The following is a 25,419-nucleotide window of genomic DNA, read 5'->3' on the forward strand; positions in this document are numbered from 1 at the left end:
TTTTTTTTCGCAACAGGGATATTTTTCATGCAACTCATCATGAGCCTGGTCGGCATGGCGGTGCTGATCGCCATCGCCGTGCTGCTCTCCAGCAACCGCCGCGCGATTAAGTTCCGCACCGTTGGCTGGGCATTCGTTCTTCAGGTCGCCATCGGTGCGCTGGTGCTGTATGTCCCGGTGGGCCGCGCCATTCTTGGCGGTATGTCGGCGGGCGTGGCTAACGTGATTGCCTACGGTAATCAGGGGATCTCATTTATCTTCGGCGGTCTGGTTTCCGACAAGATGTTTGAAGTCTTTGGCGGCGGCGGCTTCGTTTTTGCGCTGCGCGTCCTGCCGGTGATCGTGTTCTTCTCCTCGCTGATTGCGGTGCTTTACTACCTCGGTATCATGCAGCTGGTGATCCGCGTGCTGGGCGGCGGCGTGCAAAAATTGCTGGGTACCTCGCGGACGGAATCACTATCGGCTACCGCCAATATCTTTGTTGGCCAGACCGAAGCTCCGCTGGTGGTGCGCCCGTATATCGCCACCATGACCCAGTCTGAACTGTTTACCGTGATGTGTGGCGGCCTGGCCTCGGTGGCCGGTTCGGTGCTGGCAGGCTATGCCCAGATGGGCGTACCGCTGGAATACTTGATTGCCGCTTCGTTCATGGCCGCACCGGGTGGCCTGCTGTTTGCCAAGTTGATGGTGCCGGAAACCGAAAAAACCCACGACAAGGACGATGCGACGAAGTTGATCGCGGAAGAAGACCGCCCGGCCAACGTGATCGACGCAGCGGCTTCCGGTGCAGCTTCCGGTATGCAGTTGGCGCTGAACGTTGGCGCAATGCTGTTGGCGTTTATCGCGTTGATCGCTCTGTTGAACGGTATTCTCGGCGGTATCGGCGGTTGGTTCGACTATCCGCAATTGTCGCTGGAGCTGATCCTGGGCTGGGTGTTCTCACCGATAGCCTTCCTGATCGGCGTGCCCTGGCATGAAGCGATGACCGCCGGCTCGTTTATCGGCCAGAAAATTATCGTGAATGAATTTGTTGCCTACATGAACTTTGGCGCTTACCTACGTCCGGACGACGTGGTGGCGGCAGAGGGGCTGCAGGTGCTTTCAACCCATACCAAGGCGCTCATCTCCTTTGCCCTGTGCGGCTTCGCCAACCTGTCATCGGTGGCGATCCTGCTCGGTGGTCTGGGCAGCATGGCACCGAATCGCCGTCACGACATCGCACGCTTCGGTCTGAAAGCCGTGGCAGCGGGGACGCTCTCCAACCTGATGAGCGCAACCATCGCCGGGTTCTTCCTGGCGCTGTAAGCCCGGACTGTCCTGCATAGGGCAACAGGCTCTATTGCAGGACAGCGCCTATACTTCTAGCACGGGCACAGGATGTTGTGCTCGCTGTCTTTGCCCGTTTCTTTAGCGAATTTGTGAACGATATCGCGTTATTTTGTGATGTTCTTCACATATAATTCCTGTCTGTTACAGAGTTATTTCATATAGTGTGACTGTGATAGCGAATAGCCCCAGGCGATCGTGTTCAAATAGCTATTACTGACCCTGCGCGATGCGGAGGGTATGTGCGGTGAGAAGGATCTCAGTTGCCGATGGGGGAACCCGTTCCCCAGCGCTATCTTCAAGGAACCAAGTCCGCTCGCCAACACTCAGGTTCTCAGTTGGAGAGTTTTATGACCGAATTAACCGCAGCAGCGCAACGTGCGCTGACCTTAATGGATTTAACCACGCTGAACGATGATGACACCGATGAGAAAGTCATCGCGCTGTGTCGTCAGGCGAACAGCCCGGCCGGACATACCGCGGCCATCTGCATTTACCCGCGCTTTATCCCGGCGGCGCGCAAGGCCCTGCGTGAGCAGGGGACGCCAGACATCCGCATTGCGACCGTCACCAACTTCCCGCATGGCAACGATGATATCGAGATTGCGCTGGCGGAAACCCGTGCGGCTATCGCTTACGGTGCCGATGAAGTGGACGTGGTGTTCCCTTATCGCGCACTGATCGCCGGTAATGAGCTGGTCGGTTTTGAGCTGGTGAAACAGTGCAAGCAGGCCTGTCTGGCCGCCAACGTGCTACTGAAAGTGATCATCGAAACCGGTGAGCTCAAGCAGGCCAATCTGATCCGTAAGGCTTCGGAAATTGCCATCAATGCCGGCGCGGACTTTATCAAGACCTCAACCGGTAAAGTGCCGGTCAACGCGACGCTGGAAAGCGCCGAGCTGATGATGTCGGTGATCCGCGATCTGGGCGTCGCCAAGACGGTGGGTTTCAAGCCGGCCGGCGGTGTGCGTACGGCGGAAGACGCACTGCATTACCTGCAACTTGCCGATCGTATTCTGGGTGAGGGCTGGGCTGACGCGCGTCATTTCCGCTTCGGGGCTTCCAGCCTGTTAGCCAGCCTGTTGGCGACGCTGGGCCACGGTGCCGAGCCATCTGGCAGCGGTTACTGATCGATTCCGTCGGCAAGGCGTGAAATGGCGCCTGCCCGCACTCTACATTAGCTAAAACAGGGGGATGCCTTGTTCCTGGCGCAAGAAATTATTCGTAAAAAACGTGACGGTCAGCCGTTGAGCGAAGCGGAAATCCGCTTTTTCATCAATGGGATCCGTGACAATGTGGTTTCCGAAGGGCAGATCGCAGCCCTGGCGATGACCATCTACTTCCACGACATGACCATGCCGGAGCGCGTGGCGCTCACCATGGCGATGCGTGATTCCGGCACCGTGCTGGACTGGAAAAGTCTGTCGCTGAACGGCCCGTTGGTCGACAAGCATTCTACCGGCGGTGTGGGCGACGTGACTTCGCTGATGCTCGGCCCAATGGTGGCGGCTTGCGGTGGTTATGTGCCGATGATTTCCGGCCGTGGCCTGGGGCATACCGGCGGTACGCTGGACAAGCTGGAGGCGATCCCGGGCTTTAATATTTTCCCGGACGACAATGCCTTCCGTAAAATCATCCAGGACGTCGGCGTGGCGATTATCGGCCAGACCAGTTCGCTGGCACCGGCGGACAAGCGTTTCTACGCGACCCGTGATATCACCGCCACGGTGGATTCTATCCCGCTGATCACCGCCTCGATTCTGGCGAAAAAGCTGGCCGAAGGGCTGGATGCGTTAGTGATGGATGTGAAGGTCGGTTCCGGCGCCTTTATGCCAACCTACGCATTGTCGGCCGATCTGGCACAGGCGATTGTCGGTGTGGCTAACGGAGCAGGCTGCAAAACTACCGCACTGCTGACTGACATGAACCAGGTACTGGCTTCCAGCGCCGGTAATGCGGTCGAAGTTCGTGAAGCGGTGCGTTTCCTGACCGGTGAATACCGTAACCCACGCCTGCTGGAAGTGACGATGGCACTGTGCGTGGAAATGCTGCTGTCCGGCGGCCTGGCGAAAGATGATGCCGATGCGCGTGCCAAGCTGCAGGCGGTGCTGGACAATGGTAAAGCGGCGGAAGTGTTTGGTCGCATGGTGGCGGCGCAACAGGGCCCGATCGATTTCGTCGAGCGCTACGACAGCTACCTGCCGGCCGCCACCCTGAGTAAACCGGTTTACGCCGAAAAACAGGGTATCATCAGTGCGATGGATACCCGTGCGCTGGGCATGGCGGTGGTATCGCTGGGCGGTGGTCGCCGTCGTGCGACCGATAATATCGACTACAGCGTCGGCCTGACCGGCATGGCGCGTTTGGGCGATAAAGTCGATACCCAGCAGCCGCTGGCGGTGATCCATGCCAACGACGAAGAAAGCTGGCAGCAGGCGGCCGAAGCGGTACGCAGTGCGATGGTGCTGAGCGACAAGGCGCCGGAAGCGACGCCAGTGGTTTACAAGCGCATCACTAAAGAGTGATTCCCTTCGTCTTTCAAGCTGTAGCGTTGTTGGCTGCACGCGCGCACCCCAGTCACTTACTTGAGTAAGCTCCTGGGGATACACGCGCTAGCCGCCTAGCTACAACTCGAAATCCATTGGGTATAAATTTAGAGAATTAAGGGCGATTGCAGTTTTGCAGCCGCAATAGCGTGAGAACACGCAGGAGAGTACAGATGAAACGCACATTTATTATGGTTCTAGACTCATTCGGTATTGGCGCAAGTGAAGATGCGGCGAAATTTGGCGATCAGGGCTCCGATACTCTGGGCCATATTGCCGAGGTTTGCGCGCGCGGTGAAGCCAACGTTGGCCGTCAGGGCCCGTTGACCCTGCCTAACCTGAGCCGTCTGGGCCTGGGCAAAGCGGCGGAAGAGTCCACCGGTACCTTCCCGCAGGGGTTGGATCGCAATGCAGACATCATTGGCGCCTATGCTCACGCCAGCGAACTCTCCTCCGGTAAGGATACGCCGTCAGGCCACTGGGAAATTGCCGGCGTGCCGGTGTTGTTCGACTGGGGCTATTTCAGCGACGAGCACAACAGCTTCCCGCAGGAGCTGCTGGACAAGCTGGTTGAGCGCGCCAATCTGCCGGGTTACCTCGGCAACTGCCACTCTTCCGGCACCGTGATCCTTGACCAGTTGGGCGAAGAGCACATGAAAACCGGCAAGCCGATTTTCTACACCTCTGCCGACTCGGTCTTCCAGATTGCCTGTCACGAAGAGACCTTCGGCCTGGACCGTCTGTATGAGCTGTGTGAAATCGCCCGTGAAGAACTGACCGAAGGCGGTTATAACATTGGCCGCGTGATCGCGCGTCCATTCCTGGGCGACAAGCCGGGCAATTTCCAGCGTACCGGCAACCGTCATGACCTGGCAGTAGAGCCACCGGCGCCAACCGTGCTGAAAAAGCTGGTGGACGAGAAGGGCGGCGAAGTGGTGTCTATCGGTAAAATCGCCGACATTTACGCTAACGTGGGCATCACCAAAAAGGTCAAGGCGACCGGTATCGACGCGCTGTTCGACGCCACCCTGCTTGAAATGGAAAAAGCCGGCGACAACACCATTGTGTTCACCAACTTCGTTGATTTTGACTCCTCTTACGGCCACCGCCGTGACGTTGCAGGCTATGCCGCCGCGCTGGAGCTGTTCGACCGCCGCCTGCCGGAACTGCTGAAACTGGTTAAAGATGAAGACATCATTATCTTCACCGCTGACCACGGCTGTGACCCAACCTGGCCGGGCACCGACCACACCCGCGAACACATTCCGGTGTTGATTTACGGCCCGAAAGTAAAACCAGGCTCGCTGGGTCACCGTGAAACTTTCGCCGACATCGGCCAGACTGTTGCCAGCTATTTTGGCGTGTCGCCGATGGATTATGGCAAATCCATGCTCTAAGCCCCGTATTTCAAGCCGCAGCGTTGTTGCTACGCGCCTAGCTGCAACTCGAAATTCAAGGCTTAGATGTTTGATGTTTTTATTAAATATGATTTCTGAAGGAAGACAATTATGGCTACGCCGCATATTAATGCTGAAATGGGTGATTTCGCTGACGTAGTACTGATGCCGGGCGATCCGCTGCGTGCAAAATACATCGCGGAAACTTTCCTGGAAGGCGCGGTGGAAGTGAACAACGTGCGTGGCATGCTGGGCTTCACCGGGACTTACAAAGGCCGCAAAATTTCCGTAATGGGTCACGGTATGGGTATCCCGTCCTGCTCCATTTATGCGCGCGAACTGATTGCCGAATTCGGCGTGAAGAAGATCATCCGTGTGGGTTCCTGCGGCGCGGTGCGTGACGACGTCAAACTGCGTGACGTGGTGATCGGCATGGGTGCTTGCACCGATTCCAAAGTGAACCGTATGCGTTTCAAGGATCATGACTACGCGGCAATCGCCGACTTTGACATGGTGCGTAACGCAGTAGACGCAGCGGCAGCGCAGGGTATCCCGGCGCGCGTAGGCAACATCTTCTCCGCTGACCTGTTCTACACGCCAGATCCGGATATGTTCCAGGTGATGAAGAAATACGGCATCCTGGGTGTGGAAATGGAAGCGGCCGGTATCTACGGTGTGGCGGCTGAGCTGTACGAAGAGTTTGGCTGTAAGGCACTGACCATTTGTACCGTTTCTGACCACATCCTGCGTCACGAAGCGACTACCGCAGCAGAGCGTCAGACCACCTTTAACGAAATGATCGTTATCGCACTGGAATCTGTACTGCTGGGCGACAAAGAGTAATATCCAGCGGGCGCAGCATTCTGCTGCGCCCCTGTAGCAATCTATTCACCAGCCTGTGGTCATCAGATTTTCTTCTCTTCTTCTTTATTCGCATCCGGCCGTTCGTCATCATCGTCATTTTCTACCGTGTTACCTTCCTCCAATGGCGTATTGGCGGTCAGAAGATACGGTGATTGCTGCCAGCGGCTGCGGCGGTGTTGCAGCAGGGTTCGCGCCAGAATAATACCTATGGCCAGAGCCAGCAGGATCATCAGGCGCAGCAGGTTGGTGGTGTTGTCCACCTGTTTGGATTCGGTCGCCAGTACGTGGGTGTCCAGCGTGATGCGGATAAAGCCGATTGGACCGTCTTTGCCCTGAATCGACTCGACCAACTGATGATTGAAGTAGCTGCCAGCGCGTTTACCGTCGAGCGACAAACGATCGCGTATACTTATCTGTTCACCGGCGTGGGAAACCAATGTGCCGTTAAGCTGATAGACGCTGGCGTCCAGAATGCGGCTGCCCCCGGTGAGTTGTTTGAGGATGGCGTCAATGCGCTGGTTATCGACGTCGCTGTCGTCGTCCATCAGCGGTGCCAGGCTGGAGGCCACCTGTTTGGTCAGCGTTTGCGCCAGTTCTTCCACCTGTTCGGATCGCGCCAGTTGATGACTCAGGCTAAAATAGGACGCGCCCTGCATCAACAGTACCAGCAAAGCCAGGCAAATCAGGATAATAGCGGTGCGGTGCAGGCGAAATTTCAGTTTAGCGCGAGCCATGCAGGTTCCTTGGGCATTTGGGACACTTTATGTTGCCAGAAGCAATGGCGATAGGATAGCTTGATGCGTCGTTTTATCATGCAGTGTTTTTCAGGAGTTAAGGATGTCGAATAGTCTGACCTATTGCGATCTCCCGGCAGAGATCTCTCAATGGCCGGGTCTTCCCCTTTCGCTGAGTGGTGACGAAGTGATGCCGCTGGATTATCGGGCGGGTCATACCGGTTGGCTATTATATGGCAGAGAACTGAACAAAACGCGTATTACCGATTTCCAGCGCAAGCTGGGGGCGGCGATGGTGATTGTTACCGCCTGGTGCGTTGAGGACTATCAGGTGGTGCGTCTGGCAGGCACTCTGACGGCGCGTGCCAAGCTGTTGGCGGTGGAGAGCGGGCTGGATGTGGCCCCTCTCGGCAAAATCCCTCATCTGCGCACCCCTGGGCTGCTGGTGATGGATATGGACTCTACGGCGATAGAAATTGAATGCATCGACGAGATCGCCAAACTGGCGGGCGTCGGGGAGCAAGTGTCTGAAGTCACCGAACGCGCGATGCGGGGGGAACTGGACTTCACCGCCAGCCTGCGCCAACGCGTCGGCACGCTGAAAGGCGCCGATGCCAATATCCTCAAGCAGGTGCGCGATGAGCTGCCGCTGATGCCTGGGCTGGTCAACCTGGTGCGCAAGCTGCAGGCGATGGACTGGCACGTGGCGATCGCTTCCGGCGGTTTTACCTATTACGCCGAGTACCTGCGCGATAAACTGAAACTGGTGGCGGTGGCGGCTAACGAGCTGGAAATTCGCGACGGCAAGCTGACCGGTGAAGTGCTCGGACCGATAGTCGACGCGCAGTTTAAAGCCGATACGCTGGTCGCACTGGCAGAAAAACTGGGTATTCCACCACAGCAAACCGTGGCTATCGGTGACGGTGCCAACGATTTAAAAATGATGCAGGTTGCCGGGTTGGGCATTGCCTATCACGCCAAACCGAAAGTCTATGAGAAGGCGCAGGTATCGATTCGCCATGCTGACCTGATTGGCGTGCTGTGTGTACTGACCGGCAGCCTGAAACACGAAGTTCGCTAAACCCGTCATACTTGAAGCTGCCTCCGCGTTAGCTGCGTGCGCTCACCCCAGTCACTTACCTAAGTAAGCTCCTGAGGATTCCCGCACTGGCTGCGTTACTCGGCCAGGCCTCGCCCCGTTGGGGCCAGCGCAAGCGCTGTTCAACAAAACCGTTGGTTTTGTTGTGATGCAACTCCAATTATTTAGGGTATAAAAAATGATTGAGGTAATACGTGGCAAAAGCAGCAAAACGGGCGTTTGTATGTAATGAGTGCGGGGCCGATTATCCGCGCTGGCAGGGGCAGTGCAGCGCTTGCCACGCCTGGAACAGCATTACAGAAGTGCGTCTGGCTGCGGTGTCTTCCTCTTCTCGCAATGAGCGCCTCAGCGGCTACGCCGGTGATGCCGGTATCAGCAAGGTGCAAAAGCTGTCGGACATCAGTCTGGATGAGCTGCCGCGTTTCTCCACCGGTTTCCTCGAGTTTGACCGGGTGCTGGGCGGTGGGGTGGTGCCGGGCAGTGCGATCCTGATCGGCGGTAACCCTGGTGCCGGCAAGAGTACGCTGCTGTTACAGGTATTGTGTAAACTTTCCGAGCAGATGAAAACCCTGTACGTTACCGGTGAAGAATCATTGCAGCAGGTCGCGATGCGCGCTCACCGTCTCGGCTTGCCGACCGGTGGCCTGAATATGCTGTCGGAAACCAGTATCGAGCAGATCTGCCTGATTGCCGAGCAGGAACAGCCGAAACTGATGGTGATCGACTCCATTCAGGTGATGCACATGGCGGATATTCAGTCTTCGCCAGGCAGCGTGGCACAGGTCCGTGAAACCGCCGCTTACCTGACGCGCTTCGCCAAGACGCGCGGTGTGGCAATTGTGATGGTGGGCCATGTCACCAAAGACGGCTCATTGGCCGGGCCGAAAGTGTTGGAACACTGTATCGACTGCTCGGTGCTGCTGGACGGTGACGCCGATTCGCGTTTTCGTACCCTGCGCAGCCACAAAAACCGCTTTGGTGCGGTGAATGAATTAGGCGTTTTCGCCATGACAGAACAGGGCCTGCGTGAGGTCAGCAACCCATCGGCCATTTTTCTCAGCCGTGGCGATGAGGTCACCTCCGGTAGTTCGGTAATGGTGGTCTGGGAAGGCACGCGGCCGTTACTGGTAGAAATTCAGGCGTTGGTAGATCATTCTATGATGTCCAACCCGCGCCGTGTGGCCGTTGGCCTGGAGCAAAACCGGTTAGCGATCTTGCTGGCGGTGCTGCACCGCCACGGCGGGCTGCAGATGTCCGATCAGGATGTGTTTGTTAACGTGGTCGGCGGGGTGAAAGTCAGTGAAACCAGCGCCGATCTGGCGTTGCTGATGTCGCTGGTTTCCAGCCTGCGCGATCGCCCGCTGCCAAACGATTTGGTGGTGTTTGGCGAAGTGGGGCTGGCGGGGGAGATCCGTCCGGTGCCGAGTGGCCAGGAACGTATTTCCGAAGCAGCAAAACACGGCTTCAAGCGCGCCATCGTGCCACATGCCAACGTACCCAAGAAACCACCGGCCAATATGCAGGTGTTCGGCGTGAAGAAATTGGCGGACGCATTGGACGTGCTGGAACAGTTTTATTAATTGCCACGCGGTGCGCAGATTGTGCTATTTTGTTTAGCATATTAAACGGAGGGGTTATGCGGCAATTCGATTACCTGAAGGCGTCGATTAAGCAGAAGAACTGTACCCTGCAACAGGTGGCGGATGCCAGTGGCATGACCAAAGGCTATCTCAGCCAGTTGTTAAACGACAAAATCAAAAGTCCGAGCGCCCAAAAACTGGAAGCGCTGCACCGCTACCTTGGCCTGGAGTTTCCACGGCGTGAGAAAAAAGTCGGCGTGGTGTTTGGTAAATTTTACCCCTTGCACACCGGCCACATTTACCTGATCCAGCGCGCCTGCAGCCAGGTAGATGAGCTGCACGTGATCCTGTGTCACGACGAACCCCGCGACCGGGAACTGTTCGAGAACAGTTCGATGTCGCAACAACCGACGGTTAGCGATCGTCTGCGCTGGCTGCTGCAAACCTTCAAGTACCAGAAAAACATCCATATTCATTCCTTCGACGAACAGGGCATTGAACCCTATCCGCACGGCTGGAACGTCTGGAGCGACGGGGTGAAGGCTTTTCTGGAACAGAAAGCCATAGTGCCGAGTTTTATCTATTCCAGCGAAGCGCAGGATGCCCCGCGCTACCGTGAACATCTGGGGATTGAAACCGTTCTGATTGATCCCGAACGTTCATTTATGAATATCAGCGGCCGCCAGATCCGTCAGGATCCGTTCCTTTATTGGGATTATATTCCGACTGAAGTGAAGCCGTTCTTTGTTCGTACCGTGGCAATCCTCGGCGGTGAGTCGAGCGGCAAATCGACGCTGGTTAATAAACTGGCAAACATCTTTAACACTACCAGTGCCTGGGAATATGGCCGTGACTATGTGTTCTCGCACCTGGGTGGCGATGAAATGGCGCTGCAGTATTCCGACTACGACAAAATTGCCCTTGGGCAGGCTCAGTACGTCGACTTTGCGGTGAAGTACGCCAACAAAGTGGCCTTTATCGACACCGACTTCGTCACCACTCAGGCCTTCTGCAAAAAGTATGAAGGGCGTGAGCATCCTTTTGTACAGGCGCTGATCGACGAGTACCGGTTTGATCTGGTGATCCTGCTGGAAAACAACACCCCCTGGGTGGCGGATGGCCTGCGCAGCCTGGGTAACCCCAGGGATCGCAAAGTGTTCCAGCATTTGTTGGAAGAGATGCTGCGGGCTAATAACATCGAGTATGTACACGTGGAGTCCAGCGACTATGACGAACGCTTCCTGCGCTGCGTTGAGCTGGTTAAACAACTGCTGGCGGCGGATGCCAGTCGGCTGCTCGGTGTTGCGGCGGTATAAGTCATCGGGGCGCAGCAGGCTGCGCCCCGTCTGTCATCAGTAAACAATCACCAGTTTGCCCTGCATATGCCCGTCGAGCAGTTTTTTATGCGCGGCGGTCAGGGTCTCTACCGTCAACCCCTGCAAGGTTTCGCTCAGGGTGGTGCTCAGTTTCCCTTCATCCAGCAGTTGCGCCACTTGCTTGAGGATCTCACCCTGTTGGGCGATGTCTGGTGTGGTGAACATGCTGCGAGTAAACATCAACTCCCAATGCAAAGCGGCACTTTTCAACTTCAGCGCATTTTGGTCCAACGGCTGTGCATTTTCGACGATGGTGCAGATGTGGCCCATTGGCGCAATCAGATCGGAAATCGCTTTCCAGTGACCGTCGGTGTCGTTCAGGCAAAGAATATAATCCACATTCTCAATGCCCTGCTGTGTCAGATTGGCTTTCAGATCGCGGTAGTCCACCACCAGATCGGCACCGCGCTCCCGGCACCAGGCCGCTGACTCTGGGCGTGAGGCGGTCGCAATCACCTTCACCTGACTGCGCTGCGCGGCAAAGGGGATCGCCAGCGACCCTACGCCACCGGCACCACCGATAATCAACAGGGTTTTGCCGGGTGCGGCGTCCTGAATTTTCAGGTGTTCGAACAGCGCTTCCCAGGCGGTCAGGGCGGTCAATGGCATGGCAGCGGCTTCAGCCCAGTTCAGGCTGCGTGGCTTATGGGCGGTAATACGCGAGTCAATCAACTGATGGGTAGTGTTGCTGCCTGGACGGGTGATATCACCGGCGTACCAGACTTCATCGCCGGGTTTGAAACCGCTGACGCTGCTGCCCACTTCGACCACGATACCGCTGGCATCCCAACCGAGAATACGGGGCTGTTGCAGGCCACTTTTTTGCAGGCCGGCATGGACCTTGGTATCCACCGGGTTGACCGACACCGCTTTGACTTCAACCAATAAATCGTACTGGCCTGGAGTGGGTTTTTCCGGGGTGATTGCAATGAAGTTGGCGGGATTTTTTGGGTCTACGGCAATGGCTTTAATCGGCATGACTGTGCTCCTTTCGAATGTATATCTCAGTGTAGACCTGTTGGCAGTGGATGATAAGATGGACAATAGATAACTAAGTGTTCGTTTGAGGTGAACAATGAGGTTTAAACAACTTCAGGATATGGCGTTGTTTGCGCTGGTAGCCGAATGTGGCAGCTATACCGCCGCCGCCAAACGGGCTGCCTTGCCAAAGTCCAGCGTCAGCCAGCGTATTAGTCAGTTGGAACAGACGTTGGGCCTGCGGCTGTTGAACCGCACCACCCGTCAGCTCAATCTGACCTTTGCCGGCGAACGCTATCTTGAGCATTGTCAGGAGATGCTGTCCGCCGCCGAACGGGCCGATTTGGCACTGCAACGGCTGCGTGACAACCCCAGTGGACGGTTGCGCATCTCGACCCCCGCCGGGTTGGGGGCGACCTTGCTGGCGCGGTTGGCGGCGGATTTCCAGAGGCAATATCCGGATGTCTCGCTGGAGGTGTCGGTATCTGATGCCATGGTGGATATGGTGCTGGAGGGGTTTGATGCCGCGTTGCGAACCGGTAAGCCACAGGATTCTTCACTGATTGGCCGTCGTTTGGGGCATGCGCCACGTTATTTACTGGCGTCACCGGCCTATCTGGCTCAGTCCCCGCAGATTGTCGATCCGCAACAGTTGCAGCAGCACTGCTGTATTGCACACAGCTCCTGGCCGGTCTGGAGCCTGCGCCGGGGTGACGAGTATTTTCGTTGGCAGCTGCCGATGCGGCATGTTACCGATAATCTGCTGTACGCGCGGGAATGTGCGATTGCCGGTGCGGGTATCACCATGCTACCGGCCTTTCTCAGCCGTGAGGTGGTGGCGCAAAAACAACTGGTAGAGGTGTTGCCGGAATGGCAGGCGGAAGGTAATGAGCTGTATTTGGTTTATCCAAGCCGTAAGCTGAATTCAGCGGCGTTAGCCTGTTTTATCGATGTGGTATTGCAACACCCGGTGTTTGTCGATTATGCCCGAGAGCTGGCGTGTGACTAGTCCTGATATAGGTTGACACTTTTCAGCTTTATAACGCCCGGTGAACTTCATCGGCGCAAGCCAATAGCAAGCATAATGATGAAAACTGACACTGACATTATTACTGTCTGAGTGATGCACCAGCGGCGCTGCCGGCCAGCGCCATTTTGAACGCGCCGGCGACATGCCGGGCGGCTGGCTATCACCTGATTGCCTCCTGCTTTCAGCAAGTTGGGATGGCGGTAAAAACGATGATGGCTGTGCGTTATTGTGAGTCGCGGCGCTTGTGTTTGCGCGATAAGGCGGCCAACTGCTTTTTTGTCAGAGTGGCTCCGAACTCGGTATTCATCACTTTCACGACCGTTTCAAAGAACTGGGCTTTGACTTGCGATTCAGCCAGTTGCTGTTCGAGTTCTTTAATTCGCTGTTCGGGGGGCAGGGGTAACGTAGGCATATTGTCTCCGCACAGTCTGGTAGAAGAGGAGGTGCGCCAGTCGAGTTGGCCATATTTACGCAGCCAGTTCATGACGGTATGACTGCCCTGGATACCGTAGCGGTCTTGTGCCTGACGGTAAGTCATCTCGACTTGTTCGACGACGGCCAATTTAAAGGATAGAGAGTAATCGCGTTGTGTGCGTTTAACAGACTGGTTCATCACATTTTCCTCAGTGCGTGAGTAAAATGTGTCAACGCTATTCAGGACGGGTCACCACCTTGAACCTGTGCAGGGCTCAGGCTTCTCACGGATTTTGTGTACTCTCCGGTTCTTCTGCGCTGTCCGTGTTCAAATTGGCTGCAACAATGACGCCTATTGGGATAGGCGCTAATTAATTATTAAATATAGTGAATATTCAAGTTTTTTATTAACAAAACAGGTGGCCTTGGCCACCTGGAGTTAATTATTTTTTTTAGCTAAAGAGGCTGGCGTTTGATTTAATAGAAAGATCAGCATCGATATTCATCTCATTACACCATGATTTATAGGCATCAGGCGCATAGGATACCGCTGCATAAAACCAATTCAGGCTGTTATCATTCATGCCTTTCATGAAGCCAGAGAAATTGTCATTAGGTGACGGGATGTTATATTTCTCCAGCATCTGTTCAAAGGTGCCGCCTGATATTTCTTGCAGTTCATTTTCATTTAAAGTACGCATTTTAAAAATCTCCATTTTTTAATTTAAAATCAAGAAAAATCTTGGTTGGTATTAACCTTACACCCTGTCAAGACAGGGAAAACACTACTTTACCAATAACAAGAAGTCAAGTATGTTAATTGTTGTTTAATTGATTTTTATATAATGATGAATAATCATTAAACCAAATAATAAAATAAAAATCATTTGCTTCGTGAATATAATGGGGTTGATTTATGGGTCTATTTAGAAAAGAGGCTGTTGATTATAAAAATTCAAAATGGAAAGGTAAAGCCTTACTTATTTCAGGGGTAAAGCCAATTTTTTTATTGCTAATTTCTTTGTTTTTTTTAATTATTCTAATATTTTTCCTAAAATTTGGGGATTACACTAGACGGATAAATGTTGCTGGCGAAGTGACAACTCTTCCGCGTAACATAAATATCTTCGCTTCACAACAAGGATTCATTTCTAAAAAATTTGTTAGCCCAGGTGATATTGTCAAAAAAGGTCAGCCTTTATACAAGATAGATGTTAGTCGAGTCACAGAGTCAGGGCGGCTTAGCGTAAACACCCAGGAAGCGATAGAAAAGCAGTTGGAACAAAATAGGAGTATTATAGAAAAACTTCAGAGCAACAAAGAAAAAACGCTAGAAAATCTCACGAAAAAAAAACAGCAGTATGAAAAATCTCAAAAACAATCAAAAGCGCTTGTTGAAGACGCGAGGAAGGGGGTTGAAGATGCCCGTAAGACAATGCAATCCTATCTTGGCTATCAACAACGAGGTCTCATTACCCGGGATCAGCTTAGTAGTCAAAGATACTCTTATTATCAATTACAAAGTAGTTTTCAAAATTTATATAGCCAACAGATTCAAGAAGAATTACAAATCACTAGCCTAACAAATGAATATGCCATTCAAGCAGCTGATTTTGATAATCGTATTTTACAGTATCGCTCACAGAACAGTGATTTACAAAAACAGTTAATGGAGGCCGGTGCCAGTGGTGAGCTAGTTATCATTGCTCCTACCGATGGCCAGATAGAGTCCCTTAGTGTCACATCTGGGCAGATGGTGAATGCTGGTGATAGCTTGGCACAGTTATCACCCAGTGGGAATTCGACCTATTATCTTATTTTATGGTTGCCGAATAATAGTGTTCCCTATATATCCAAAGGGGACTCTGTCAACATTCGTTACGATGCATTTCCTTTTGAAAAATATGGCCAATTCCACGGGGAAGTTTACAGTATTGCTTATGTGCCGGCCTCTTTGCAAGAAATGGCCACGTATGGTAATAATCCTATTTCTCAAGCTAAAAGCACTGAATCTTATTATAAGGTTTTGATCTCCATAGATAAAAATATCTTTAAATTTCAAAATGAAGAATTTCGCATCACTAACGGTATGAATGCACAAGCTACACTGTTTCTTGAAACTCGCCCTTTATACCAATGGATGTTCTCACCGTTTTACAAAATGAAAAACAGTGTTATGGGACCGATTAATGAATGATATGAATTTTGAGACTCTCAGGGAAAGACTAAACTTTAATTTCCTACGTAAAGTACCACAAATTTTGCAAACTGAAGCTACGGAGTGTGGTTTAGCCAGCTTAGCTATGCTATGCCATTACCATGGTCTAAAAATTGACTTATTTAATCTACGTCACCAATTCGGCATTTCATCACATGGTGCAACATTAAATACGATCATTGACATAGCGAGCTCACTTAACATGCGCTCACGCGCTTTATCACTGGATATTGACGAGCTCGGTGAGCTAAAAATGCCCTGCATTCTACATTGGGATATGAACCATTTCGTTGTATTAGTTGCAGTACGCCGCAAACAAGTGATTATCCATGATCCTGCCTTTGGCCGTCGTGTATTGGGTATGCAGGAAGTCTCTCAGCATTTTACAGGTATTGCATTAGAGCTATGGCCAGGCAATGAGTTTACGCCCTTAAAAAAAATCTCTCGCTTGCGGCTTCGGGCACTTTTAGCCAATATTACAGGGTTGAAAGGGACATTAGTTAAAATATTTTCCCTTTCGATTATGGTAGAAGCTATTAACCTATTGATGCCTGTGGGGACTCAGTTGGTTATGGACCATGTTATTGTTGCAGGAGATCATGGGTTACTGGCTTTAATTTGTCTAGGGCTATTATCTTTTATTCTATTTCGCACGGCAGTTTCAATGCTACGTTCATGGACTTCAATCGTTATGGGAGCCCTTATTGATATCCAGTGGAAAGCAGGGGTGTTTAACCATTTGACGAGGCTCCCTCTTGCTTATTTCGAAAAGCGTAAGCTAGGGGATATTCAATCTCGTTTTGGTTCGTTAGACGCTATCCGCACAACCTTTACCGATAGCATAGTCAGTAGCATTATCAACAGTATCATGGCAGTTGGCGTATTGATAATGATGCTACTTTATGGTGGCTGGCTTGTCTGGGTCGTTTTGGGCTTCACTCTGCTTTATGTGATTTTACGGTTAGCAACTTATCAACGTTATCGTCAAGCTTCTGAAGAAAAACTGGTTAAAAATGCCAAGGCCAGTTCCCATTTTATGGAAACACTGTATAGCATCAGTACATTAAAAGCGCTTGGATTAGCGGAGAATCGCTCTCAAACCTGGTTAAACCTAAATGTCGATACAACCAATGCTGACATCCGGCTCACTAAATTAAATATGTTCTTTGGTGGTATTAACTCATTCATTACGAGTGTTGACCAAATATTAATTTTATGGCTAGGTGCCACACTCGTTATTGAAAATCAAATGACGTTAGGCATGTTTGTTGCCTTCAATGCTTATCGTGGTCAGTTCTCCGAGCGGGCCAGCAGCTTGATTGATGTTATTTTGCAACTGCGTATGCTCAGCTTACATAACGAGAGGCTATCAGATATCGTTTTGACGGAGCCAGAACAACATAAAAATAGCCATGTTTTGTTCCCCGAAGGGAAACCCGTAGATTTTGAAGTGCGTGATTTATGTTATCAGTATGATAATCTCTCCAGGCCAATTATTAACCAGTTAAGTTTTCGCATAAAAGCCGGAGAAAGCGTGGCCTTTGTTGGCCCCTCCGGTGTAGGTAAAACAACCTTGATGAAATTGATGGTTGGTCTGCTTTCACCTAACTCAGGAACCATATTTATCGATGGTTTGGATATTCATTCCGTTGGCGTAAATAATTATCGCCAGTGTATCTCCTGTGTTTTACAGGATGACAAGTTACTCGCAGGTTCTATTGCGGAAAACATCTCCAGTTTTTCAGCTAATCCTGATATTGAATGGATAAAAACCTGCGCTCAGTTCGCGAATATAAACCAGGATATTCAATCCATGCCAATGGGCTATGAAACTTTAATTGGTGAACTAGGAGGAAGTTTATCTGGGGGGCAAAAACAACGTTTGTTGATTGCGAGAGCTCTCTACCGCCGTCCCAATATTTTATTTATGGATGAGGCCACGAGCCATTTGGATATAGAGAATGAAAGCAGTATTAATGAGGCTATCGCTACATTAGATATTACGCGTATTATCATTGCACACCGGCCATCAACCATCGCCTCGGCTGATCGGGTGATCCCATTACTGCCCTCTCATTAAACAAGGGTTATTTAATTCGCTCTTCTTTGAGGCCGCTTTTACTGCTAGCGGCAGAGCGAATAACAAAAAGGCGCCGCATGCGGCTAATGCCGATCAGTTAAGGATTACTTGAACGAGCCAGTAGCAGTGTAAGAATCCGTAATCTCTTCAGAGATTACGGATTTTTTTATGCTATTGAGTCAGGCCCTTGATGCCGTTCTTAAATTCACACTTAAAGAGTTCTCTGCTCTTTCTGGCCTGCTTTCACCTGAGCTTATTGATGGGTGCCTGGTTGATACCGGGGTCGTGACGTTCCGTAAGCGCCGTCTCCCCATGGAAATGATGGTCTGGGCCGTGGCCGGTATGTCTTTGTTCCGTTCATTTTCCATGAATCAGCTTGTCTCACATCTCGATATTATGCTGCCAGGCAAGCGTCCTTTTGTCGCTCCCAGCGCCGTGGTACAGGCTCGCCAACGTCTCGGCGGGGATGTGGTCAGACTGGTTTTTGAAAAAACACCCAACTCTGGTTCGAAAAAACACCGCTATCACACTGGAACGGTCTGACGTTGATGGCCGTCGATGGGACGCTATGGAGAACGCCGGATACGCCAGAAAATGATGCTGCTTTCGGGCGTACGGCCAATGAACATACCCAGTCTGAGTGGCCGCAGGCTCATACGCTAACGATACTGGACAACGGCTTCTATGCGCTCGGGCTGCTTCATGATCGGCAGTCTTCAGGAACCGAAAAACACGGGATGATCCCACTACGTCAAGGGCATTATCCAAGAGCGGTAAAAAAGAAGCCGCAACGTTACCCGTTGCGGCGTCCTCAAAAAAAGCTTAACTGACAAGCATTAGCCGCATGCGGCGCTTTCCGGGATTACTTGGCGATTCGCTTGTACTTGATACGGTGTGGCTCAAGTGCTTCGGCGCCCAGCGTCCGCTTCTTGTACTCTTCGTATTCGGTAAAGTTACCTTCGAAGAATTCCACATTACCTTCATCCTGATAATCCAGAATGTGGGTGGCGATGCGGTCAAGGAACCAACGGTCGTGCGAGATGACCATCGCACAGCCTGGGAATTCCAACAGGGCGTTTTCCAGCGCGCGCAGGGTTTCGATATCCAGGTCGTTGGTCGGTTCATCGAGCAGCAATACGTTGCCGCCAACCTGCAACAACTTGGCCAGATGCAGACGGCCACGCTCACCACCGGACAATTCGCCGACGCGTTTACCCTGATCGACACCCTTGAAGTTGAAGCGACCGACGTAGGCACGACTTGGCATTTCGGTGTTGCCGATACGCATGATGTCCTGGCCGCCGGAAACTTCTTCCCAAACGGTTTTGGCGTTATCCATGCTGTCGCGGAACTGATCGACCGAGGCCAGTTTGACGGTGTCACCCAACACGATGCTGCCGGAATCAGGTTGTTCCTGGCCGGACATCATGCGGAACAGCGTGGATTTACCGGCGCCGTTCGGGCCGATAATGCCAACAATGGCACCTTTCGGTACTGCAAAGGTCAGATTATCAATCAGCACACGGTCGCCGTAAGACTTGCGCAGGTTGCTGACTTCAACCACTTTATCACCCAGGCGTGCGCCAGGTGGGATAAACAGTTCGTTGGTTTCGTTACGCTTTTGGTATTCGGTGCTGTTGAGTTCTTCAAAGCGAGCCAGACGGGCCTTGCCTTTGGACTGACGGCCTTTGGCGCCCTGGCGAACCCACTCCAGCTCTTTCTCGATGGATTTGCGACGTGCGGCTTCGGAAGAGGCTTCCTGCGCCAGGCGGGCGTCTTTCTGCTCCAGCCAAGAAGAGTAGTTGCCTTCCCATGGGATACCTTCGCCACGGTCCAGCTCGAGGATCCAGCCGGCCACGTTGTCGAGGAAGTAACGGTCGTGGGTAATGGCCACTACGGTACCTTCGAAGTCATGCAGGAAGCGTTCCAGCCAGGCCACGGATTCGGCATCCAGGTGGTTGGTCGGTTCGTCCAGCAGCAGCATGTCCGGTTTTTCCAGCAGCAGGCGGCACAGGGCGACACGGCGACGTTCACCACCGGAAAGGTTGGCGATTTTCGCGTCCCACTCCGGCAGGCGCAGCGCATCGGCGGCACGTTCCAGCTGGGTGTTCAGGTTGTGGCCATCGTGGGCCTGAATGATCTCTTCCAGGCGGCCTTGCTCAGCGGCCAGCTTGTCGAAATCGGCACCTTCTTCGGCGTACAGTGCGTACACTTCATCAAGGCGTTTCAGCGCACCAACCACTTCTGCCAGTGCTTCTTCGACCGACTCACGGACGGTATGTTCGAGGTTCAGCTGCGGTTCCTGTGGCAGGTAACCGATCTTAATCCCCTGTTGTGGGCGAGCTTCACCTTCGATATCGGTATCGATGCCGGCCATGATGCGCAACAGGGTGGATTTACCCGAGCCGTTCAGACCCAGAACACCAATTTTGGCGCCGGGGAAGAAGCTCAGCGAGATGTTTTTCAGGATGTGACGCTTCGGCGGAACCACTTTGCCGACGCGATGCATGGTATAGACGTATTGAGCCACGGTGCCTCTGCCTCTCTATATCAGTTTTTATAGGATATCTGGTGGCCCGAGTGTAGCCCGTTTCGAAAGCGGATCCCAGACATCACACAGCGATCGCTAAGTATAACCTTTTGTGCGCCGGTGAAGGCGCATATTGGTTGCTTAAGGGGTGACGACTATCGCGACTCGGCGGTTTTCCGCCCGGCCGCTGGAGGTGCGGTTATCGGCCACCGGATCGCGTTTACCCATGCCGCGGGTTTCGATGTTGGCACGTGGAATGCCTACGCTGGCGAGCAGATCGGCCACGGCATTAGCGCGACGCAGAGAGAGCTGATCGTTATAACTGTCTTCGCCGTAATTATCCGTATGACCATCCAGACGGAACTGAGTGATGCCGACGCTCATCAACGCGCGACCCATTTTTTGCACCGTGTCGGTACTTTCCGGGTTCAACTTGCCTATGTTATTACCAAACAGCACCTTGTCGGACAGGCCAAATTCCCAGCCGTTATCGGTCAGCTTGAACCCTTGCGACTGCAACAGGGCAATTTGCTCAGGCGTCAGGCCCTGAGGTTTGTTCTGGCAGCCGGCGAGGGCCAGCAGGGCGATAAACATCATCGCCAGCAGTGAAAAACGGCTTTTTAGTGTTTGCTGTATCATAATCAAAATCCTTAGTTTTATTTTTTAGCCGGGGCTTTATTTTTGTATTGCCAGCCGCCAGCCTCCGTTATAACGATGCTTTGCTTGGTACATCGCATCGTCAGCTTCGTGCAAGAGCCCCTGAGGCGTAACCGCATGCTCGGGGTAAAGTGCAATACCAATACTCAGAGAGGAAATCACCGTCTCATCGTTCGGTAAAATCACCGGTTGGGTCATGCAGTCGATAATGTTATCGGCAATCTGCATGACATCTTCCGTAGTGTGGACCGGTGCCAACAATACGGCGAACTCATCACCTCCCAAACGCGCGACCAGATCGCTTTCACGCAGCTGCGCGCGAATGCGCCCGGCAATGGCAGTCAGCACCACATCACCTGCGGCGTGGCCGTAACTGTCGTTAACTTCCTTGAAGCGATCACCGTCGATAAATAGCACCGCCAGTTTTTCATTGGGTTTAATGTCCCCCAGCGCACGGCTCAGACGGCCCTCAAAGAAGGCGCGATTCGGCAAGCCGGTCAGGCTGTCGTGGGTAGCCCGGTGAGTCAGTGAGTCATTTTCCTGTTTCAGGTGTGCCTGCCAGGCTTCCAGCTCGTCGAGCAGGCCATTAAAGTCGATGCTCAGCTCATGCAGTTCTGCAATCGGTGCCGACGGCACCCGCAGACCAAAGGCGCGATCGCGACTTACCGCATGCGCCACATTGGCGATGTCATCCAGAGAACGGACAATGCCGACCAGCATGCGGCGGGAAAGCACCAGCGCGCACAGCGTACTCAGTACCAGACAGGCAATCATGCCGATCATACCGCGCAACAGAAAGCGCAGCAGGCTGCCGCCGTGGCCAAGCAACCAAACTTTGCCGACCTCTTTGCCTTCATGAGTAATCGGCAGGATCACCGGCTCCGGCAGCGCCCAGTGGGCCACGGTTTTTTCCATACCGTGCAGCGGGCTATCTTTGGGATGACGCCAGGTGGCGAGCACTTTGTCGCTGTTGTTGAGAATTCTGGCTTCCGACACTTCCTCTTTGGAGGCGATCAATACCAGTGCCTCACGTGCGGCGGTGTGGTCTTCAAACACCACGGCAGCTTCGACGGTATAACTGATGGAGCGTGCAATCAGGTGCAGGTTATGGTTGGCATAAGCGCGCAGCGCAAACAGCGCGACCAGCGTCAGGAAAATCCCGGCGGTGCCGACGGCAATCAGCGCCAGCCCAAGATGCACCCGTTGCAGCACCCGGCCCAGCGTTGGGCGTGACTGACCCGATCGGTTCTTGCGCAACCACTTCATAGCGGTGGCGCCGGTTTGCGTGCCAGTTGCAGCACGTTGGGGTGAACGCGTACGCCGCTGCGTGCCAGTGCATCAAGGTTCACTTTAAAGCTGGCCTCATCCCCTTCGAACTGCAGACAAAATGCGTTGCCGGCAGAACACTCCGCATCGTTCTCGTTGATGCTGAGAATTGAATGACCGCTAATGCGCTGGATAAAATTCTGTTTCTGGTCGGCATTGATATTGCCCAAATAAATTACGTCACAGCCGGTGCTCAGCAAGGGGCTGTTGAAATCGATGCGTTCGGTTTTTATTGACCTGGGCGCGCTAAGCAGGATGGGATCGAACAGTCCGTCGGCATATTGTGTCGGTGCCGTCACGCACAGCCGGATGGGGTTGGCCCCACTTGGCCAGCGGGCATAGCTGATGATGCCGACCACCACAGTGGTGACGGCATGGGTACGATTTTTATGGGAATCGCCAGTCTCGGGGTGGGCCAAACCGGGAAATGCCAACAGGGCGAGCAGAAACAGTGTTAACAGACGGCCACTGTCCAGACGTGCGCTAAGGAAACTCGTGAATGAGCTTTTTGCGCAGGTCACTAACAACGCTGCATTTTTTGCTATCTTCATCTGCTATTCCTGCCCATGTCCGCAATATTTTTGCGGCAACATAACGATGAGAAGCCTGACCCGGTCGAAGGGATAATTGTCTTGCTGAAAACTGTCAATCGCACTGCCTAATGAACACTATCTAACCCATAATTGGCGTGGATTGTATTATAAGATATCTCTGTTGCGCGCTTTACATGCCATTTTATCGGAATTATCTCAACATTTTTTAATAGTATAAAAACGACCACCGAGGTTTGCCAGGAGTTTTCTGCAAAGTTGGCGCGTCAGGCCTGAGTTCTGGCGGTTTGCGCAACGTTTCAGCCCATCGTTTTGATGGCAGAAATGCTGCGACGGCTAATAATTTAAATGGCTTAATTTTATATTGGTAACGGGATTAATAATCGGCGATCGGATCGCCTGTTAATGCTGAGCCCTGGTTGAAATGATTAATTCGGCAAAATTGTCGCCGGCTTTAATGGATTTGTCAGCAAGGGTAAACCTTTTTTACCTGAAGCCCATCGTGACGATAAACTTCTTCTACAGTAGTGAATGGATAAGCGATCCTGCTGTCTATGATAGACGGCTGAGCGGGTTGCTCAGCGCCCCCCTTTTGCTCTGGCGTGCCGGGTAGAGGTTATCCCACGACAGAGCGCTAAATACTCGGAGAGCCGGGTTCATCGTTCCATTGGCTGCTGACGTAGCGCGGCAACGGGGTGAAGCGGCTCTGGCAACACCATCAGCATTAGAGAGGAAAGAGTCAGTATGGTCAAGGTAGACAAGTGGCGGTTTTTGGCTGTGGGTCTGTGCCTGACGGCATTTTCAAGCGCCGCATTGGCAGATTCCCTGGACGCTCAGCGTCAGCGTTACCTGCAGATCAAGCAGGCGTGGGACAGCAATCAGATGGACGTGGTGGCGCAACTGATGCCGACGCTGCGTGATTACCCGCTTTATCCTTACCTGGAATACCGTGAGCTGACGCAAGATCTCAGTCAGGCCGGGTTCTCCGAAGTAAATGACTTTATCAAGCTGCATCCGACGCTGCCGCCAGCCAAGTCGCTGGCCCCGCGCTTTGTTAATGAGCTGGCGCGACGTGAAGACTGGCGTACCCTGCTGGCCTTCAGCCCGCAGGCGCCGAAACCCATTGCTGCGCGCTGCAATTACTACTATGCCAAATGGGCCACTGGCGATCAGCAGGCGGCCTGGAGCGGCGTCGACGATATCTGGATGAGCGGTAAATCGCTGCCAGCGGCCTGTGACAAACTGTTCAGCGTCTGGCGGGGGGCCGGTAAACAAACGCCGTCGGCTATTCTGCAGCGCATGAAGCTGGCCTTGAAAGAGGGCAACAGTGGCCTGGTAAACAGTCTCTATCGCCAATTGCCGTCAGATTATCAGACTATGGGTGACGCCCTGGTACGCCTGCAAAACGATCCTACGACGGTTGAGTCCTTTGCCCGCAGCGTGGGGCCGACCGACTTTACCCGCGCAGCGACCGGTATTGCCTTCGAACGTCTGGCGCGTCAGGATGCGGAAAACGCCCAGGCGATGATTCCTACCCTCGTCCGGCTGCAGAAAATGAGCGACAGCGAGCGGCTGGGGCTGGAGGAAGCGGTGGCATGGCGCCTGATGGGCAGCGATGCGACCTTTGAACAGACACAGTGGCGTGACAAGGTGATCCTGCGTAGTCAGTCACCGGCACTGCTAGAGCGCCGCGTGCGTATGGCGCTGGGTGCCGGCGATCGCCTGGGGGTCGCAACCTGGCTGGCCCGTTTACCAACGGAGTCGCGTAATAAGGATGAATGGCGTTACTGGCGTGCGAGCATGTTACTGGACGAAGGCAAACGCAGCGAAGGGGAAGAGATCCTGCGTCGGCTGATGACCGAACGTGGCTTCTACCCGATGGTGGCGGCACAGAAACTGAATACGCCTTACCCGGTGATGGTGGCGGTAGCGGCAAAACCCCGTGCTTCGTTGGTGGACGGGCCGGAAATTGCCCGGGTGCGCGAGTTGATGTACTGGAATATGGATAACCTGGCGCGCAGCGAGTGGACTTCCTTCGTGGCCAGTCGCAGCCGCCCGGAACAGGAAGCGCTGGCGCGTTATGCCTTCGAGCAGAAATGGGCCGATCTCAGCGTGCAGGCGACTATCGTAGGCAAGATGTGGGATCACCTTGAAGAACGTTTCCCGGTGGCCTGGCCGCAAGAGTTCCGTGCCGCGACCGATGACAAGGGGATAACGCCGAGTTATGCCATGGCGATTGCTCGTCAGGAGAGCGCCTGGAACCCGAAAGCTCAGTCACCTGTAGGGGCCAGCGGCCTGATGCAGGTGATGCCACGTACCGCGCAGCATACCGTGCAGATGTACAATATTCCCGGTTACTCAAGCCCCAGCCAACTGCTTGATCCGCGCGTTAATATTATTATCGGCACCAGCTACCTGGAGCATGTTTACCAGCAATTCGGCCGCAACCGGATCCTGTCATCGGCGGCTTACAATGCTGGTCCATCTCGGGTGAATACCTGGTTGGGCAATAGTGAAGGGCGAGTTGACGCCGTGGCGTTTGTCGAAAGCATCCCGTTCTCGGAAACCCGTTCTTACGTGAAGAACGTGTTGGCTTACGACGCATTTTATCGCTATCTCATGCATCGGCCGGCTAAAGTGCTGACCGACGCCGAGTGGCAGAGGCGTTATTGATTTTGACGTCGCTATGGTATGCTGCTGTACTAGTTAAATA

19 protein-coding genes and 2 pseudogenes are annotated in these 25,419 nt (G+C 53.2%); 13 read left to right on the forward strand and 8 right to left on the reverse strand.

All coding sequences use genetic code 11. The features are described 5' to 3' along the window. Nucleotides 1-27 precede the first annotated feature (27 nt). The 5 genes from ACUTQ5_RS11155 (at nucleotide 28) to deoD (ending at nucleotide 6,112) form a co-directional block, all read left to right on the forward strand. The gene (locus tag ACUTQ5_RS11155) at nucleotides 28-1,305 is read left to right on the forward strand and encodes a NupC/NupG family nucleoside CNT transporter (protein ID WP_445651299.1); all 1,278 of its coding nucleotides are present in this window, start codon (nucleotides 28-30) and stop codon (nucleotides 1,303-1,305) included. 371 nt (nucleotides 1,306-1,676) lie between these two features. Further along, complete coding sequence (deoC, locus tag ACUTQ5_RS11160; protein WP_445651300.1) at nucleotides 1,677-2,456, forward strand: deoxyribose-phosphate aldolase; 780 nt, start codon at nucleotides 1,677-1,679, stop codon at nucleotides 2,454-2,456. A gap of 69 nt (nucleotides 2,457-2,525) precedes the next feature. Next, the gene (gene deoA, locus ACUTQ5_RS11165; RefSeq protein WP_445651301.1) at nucleotides 2,526-3,851 is read left to right on the forward strand and encodes a thymidine phosphorylase; all 1,326 of its coding nucleotides are present in this window, start codon (nucleotides 2,526-2,528) and stop codon (nucleotides 3,849-3,851) included. Nucleotides 3,852-4,045: 194 nt separating this feature from the next. Next, nucleotides 4,046-5,269 (forward strand): phosphopentomutase, encoded by a 1,224-nt coding sequence (gene deoB / locus ACUTQ5_RS11170; protein WP_445651302.1) that lies wholly within the window; start codon nucleotides 4,046-4,048, stop codon nucleotides 5,267-5,269. 111 nt (nucleotides 5,270-5,380) lie between these two features. Next, nucleotides 5,381-6,112 (forward strand): purine-nucleoside phosphorylase, encoded by a 732-nt coding sequence (deoD, locus tag ACUTQ5_RS11175; RefSeq protein WP_012005116.1) that lies wholly within the window; start codon nucleotides 5,381-5,383, stop codon nucleotides 6,110-6,112. A gap of 62 nt (nucleotides 6,113-6,174) precedes the next feature. Here the strand turns inward: deoD and ACUTQ5_RS11180 are convergent, their stop codons facing one another. Beyond that, nucleotides 6,175-6,867, reverse strand: coding sequence for a YtjB family periplasmic protein (locus tag ACUTQ5_RS11180; RefSeq protein ID WP_445651303.1), 693 nt, complete (start codon nucleotides 6,865-6,867; stop codon nucleotides 6,175-6,177). Nucleotides 6,868-6,970: 103 nt separating this feature from the next. Here ACUTQ5_RS11180 and serB point away from each other — a divergent pair, with 103 nt between their 5' ends. From serB to nadR, 3 genes are all read left to right on the forward strand, one after another. Then, nucleotides 6,971-7,948, forward strand: coding sequence for a phosphoserine phosphatase (gene serB, locus ACUTQ5_RS11185; protein WP_261166102.1), 978 nt, complete (start codon nucleotides 6,971-6,973; stop codon nucleotides 7,946-7,948). A 212-nt stretch (nucleotides 7,949-8,160) separates the two neighbouring features. Next, on the forward strand, nucleotides 8,161-9,546 hold the full coding sequence (gene radA, locus ACUTQ5_RS11190) for a DNA repair protein RadA (protein ID WP_012005120.1): 1,386 nt from the start codon (nucleotides 8,161-8,163) through the stop codon (nucleotides 9,544-9,546). Nucleotides 9,547-9,602: 56 nt separating this feature from the next. Next, complete coding sequence (gene nadR / locus ACUTQ5_RS11195) at nucleotides 9,603-10,862, forward strand: multifunctional transcriptional regulator/nicotinamide-nucleotide adenylyltransferase/ribosylnicotinamide kinase NadR (RefSeq protein ID WP_174354206.1); 1,260 nt, start codon at nucleotides 9,603-9,605, stop codon at nucleotides 10,860-10,862. Between the two features lie 36 nt (nucleotides 10,863-10,898). Here the strand turns inward: nadR and ACUTQ5_RS11200 are convergent, their stop codons facing one another. Then, complete coding sequence (locus ACUTQ5_RS11200) at nucleotides 10,899-11,900, reverse strand: zinc-binding alcohol dehydrogenase family protein (protein ID WP_445651304.1); 1,002 nt, start codon at nucleotides 11,898-11,900, stop codon at nucleotides 10,899-10,901. 97 nt (nucleotides 11,901-11,997) lie between these two features. Between ACUTQ5_RS11200 and ACUTQ5_RS11205 the strand changes: the two genes are divergently transcribed. After that, nucleotides 11,998-12,909 carry a LysR family transcriptional regulator gene (locus tag ACUTQ5_RS11205; protein WP_445651305.1) on the forward strand — a complete coding sequence of 304 codons (912 nt, stop codon included), beginning with the start codon at nucleotides 11,998-12,000 and terminating at the stop codon, nucleotides 12,907-12,909. Between the two features lie 268 nt (nucleotides 12,910-13,177). Here the strand turns inward: ACUTQ5_RS11205 and ACUTQ5_RS11210 are convergent. Together ACUTQ5_RS11210 and ACUTQ5_RS11215 are read right to left on the reverse strand one after the other, a co-directional pair. Then, a pseudogene (locus ACUTQ5_RS11210) lies at nucleotides 13,178-13,543 on the reverse strand (IS3 family transposase); the annotation flags it as partial. Between the two features lie 253 nt (nucleotides 13,544-13,796). Next, nucleotides 13,797-14,045 carry a bacteriocin gene (locus ACUTQ5_RS11215; protein ID WP_445651306.1) on the reverse strand — a complete coding sequence of 83 codons (249 nt, stop codon included), beginning with the start codon at nucleotides 14,043-14,045 and terminating at the stop codon, nucleotides 13,797-13,799. Between the two features lie 215 nt (nucleotides 14,046-14,260). Here ACUTQ5_RS11215 and ACUTQ5_RS11220 point away from each other — a divergent pair, with 215 nt between their 5' ends. The 3 genes and pseudogenes from ACUTQ5_RS11220 to ACUTQ5_RS11230 all read left to right on the forward strand — a co-directional run. Further along, a complete protein-coding gene (locus tag ACUTQ5_RS11220) occupies nucleotides 14,261-15,541 on the forward strand; it encodes an HlyD family secretion protein (protein WP_445651307.1) in 1,281 nt (426 codons plus the stop codon). Continuing rightward, nucleotides 15,534-17,642 carry a peptidase domain-containing ABC transporter gene (locus ACUTQ5_RS11225; protein WP_445651308.1) on the forward strand — a complete coding sequence of 703 codons (2,109 nt, stop codon included), beginning with the start codon at nucleotides 15,534-15,536 and terminating at the stop codon, nucleotides 17,640-17,642. Before ACUTQ5_RS11220 ends, ACUTQ5_RS11225 begins: the two co-directional genes overlap by 8 nt. A 168-nt stretch (nucleotides 17,643-17,810) precedes the next feature. Further along, nucleotides 17,811-18,400, forward strand: a pseudogene (locus ACUTQ5_RS11230) (transposase domain-containing protein); the annotation flags it as partial. A 104-nt stretch (nucleotides 18,401-18,504) separates the two neighbouring features. Here ACUTQ5_RS11230 and ettA read toward each other — a convergent pair. The 4 genes from ettA to ACUTQ5_RS11250 form a co-directional block, all read right to left on the reverse strand. Continuing rightward, nucleotides 18,505-20,172 (reverse strand): energy-dependent translational throttle protein EttA, encoded by a 1,668-nt coding sequence (ettA, locus tag ACUTQ5_RS11235; RefSeq protein WP_445651309.1) that lies wholly within the window; start codon nucleotides 20,170-20,172, stop codon nucleotides 18,505-18,507. Nucleotides 20,173-20,313: 141 nt separating this feature from the next. Continuing rightward, a complete protein-coding gene (locus ACUTQ5_RS11240) occupies nucleotides 20,314-20,811 on the reverse strand; it encodes an OmpA family protein (RefSeq protein ID WP_445651310.1) in 498 nt (165 codons plus the stop codon). Nucleotides 20,812-20,847: 36 nt separating this feature from the next. After that, on the reverse strand, nucleotides 20,848-22,095 hold the full coding sequence (locus ACUTQ5_RS11245; protein WP_445651311.1) for a diguanylate cyclase domain-containing protein: 1,248 nt from the start codon (nucleotides 22,093-22,095) through the stop codon (nucleotides 20,848-20,850). Continuing rightward, nucleotides 22,092-22,706, reverse strand: coding sequence for a YfiR family protein (locus ACUTQ5_RS11250; protein WP_445651312.1), 615 nt, complete (start codon nucleotides 22,704-22,706; stop codon nucleotides 22,092-22,094). Before ACUTQ5_RS11250 ends, ACUTQ5_RS11245 begins: the two co-directional genes overlap by 4 nt. Nucleotides 22,707-23,450: 744 nt before the next feature. Between ACUTQ5_RS11250 and sltY the strand changes: the two genes are divergently transcribed. Next, on the forward strand, nucleotides 23,451-25,379 hold the full coding sequence (gene sltY, locus ACUTQ5_RS11255; RefSeq protein WP_445651313.1) for a murein transglycosylase: 1,929 nt from the start codon (nucleotides 23,451-23,453) through the stop codon (nucleotides 25,377-25,379). The last annotated feature ends 40 nt before the right edge of the window (nucleotides 25,380-25,419 follow it).

The sequence above is a fragment of the Serratia sp. NA_112.1 genome, from assembly GCF_052691715.1.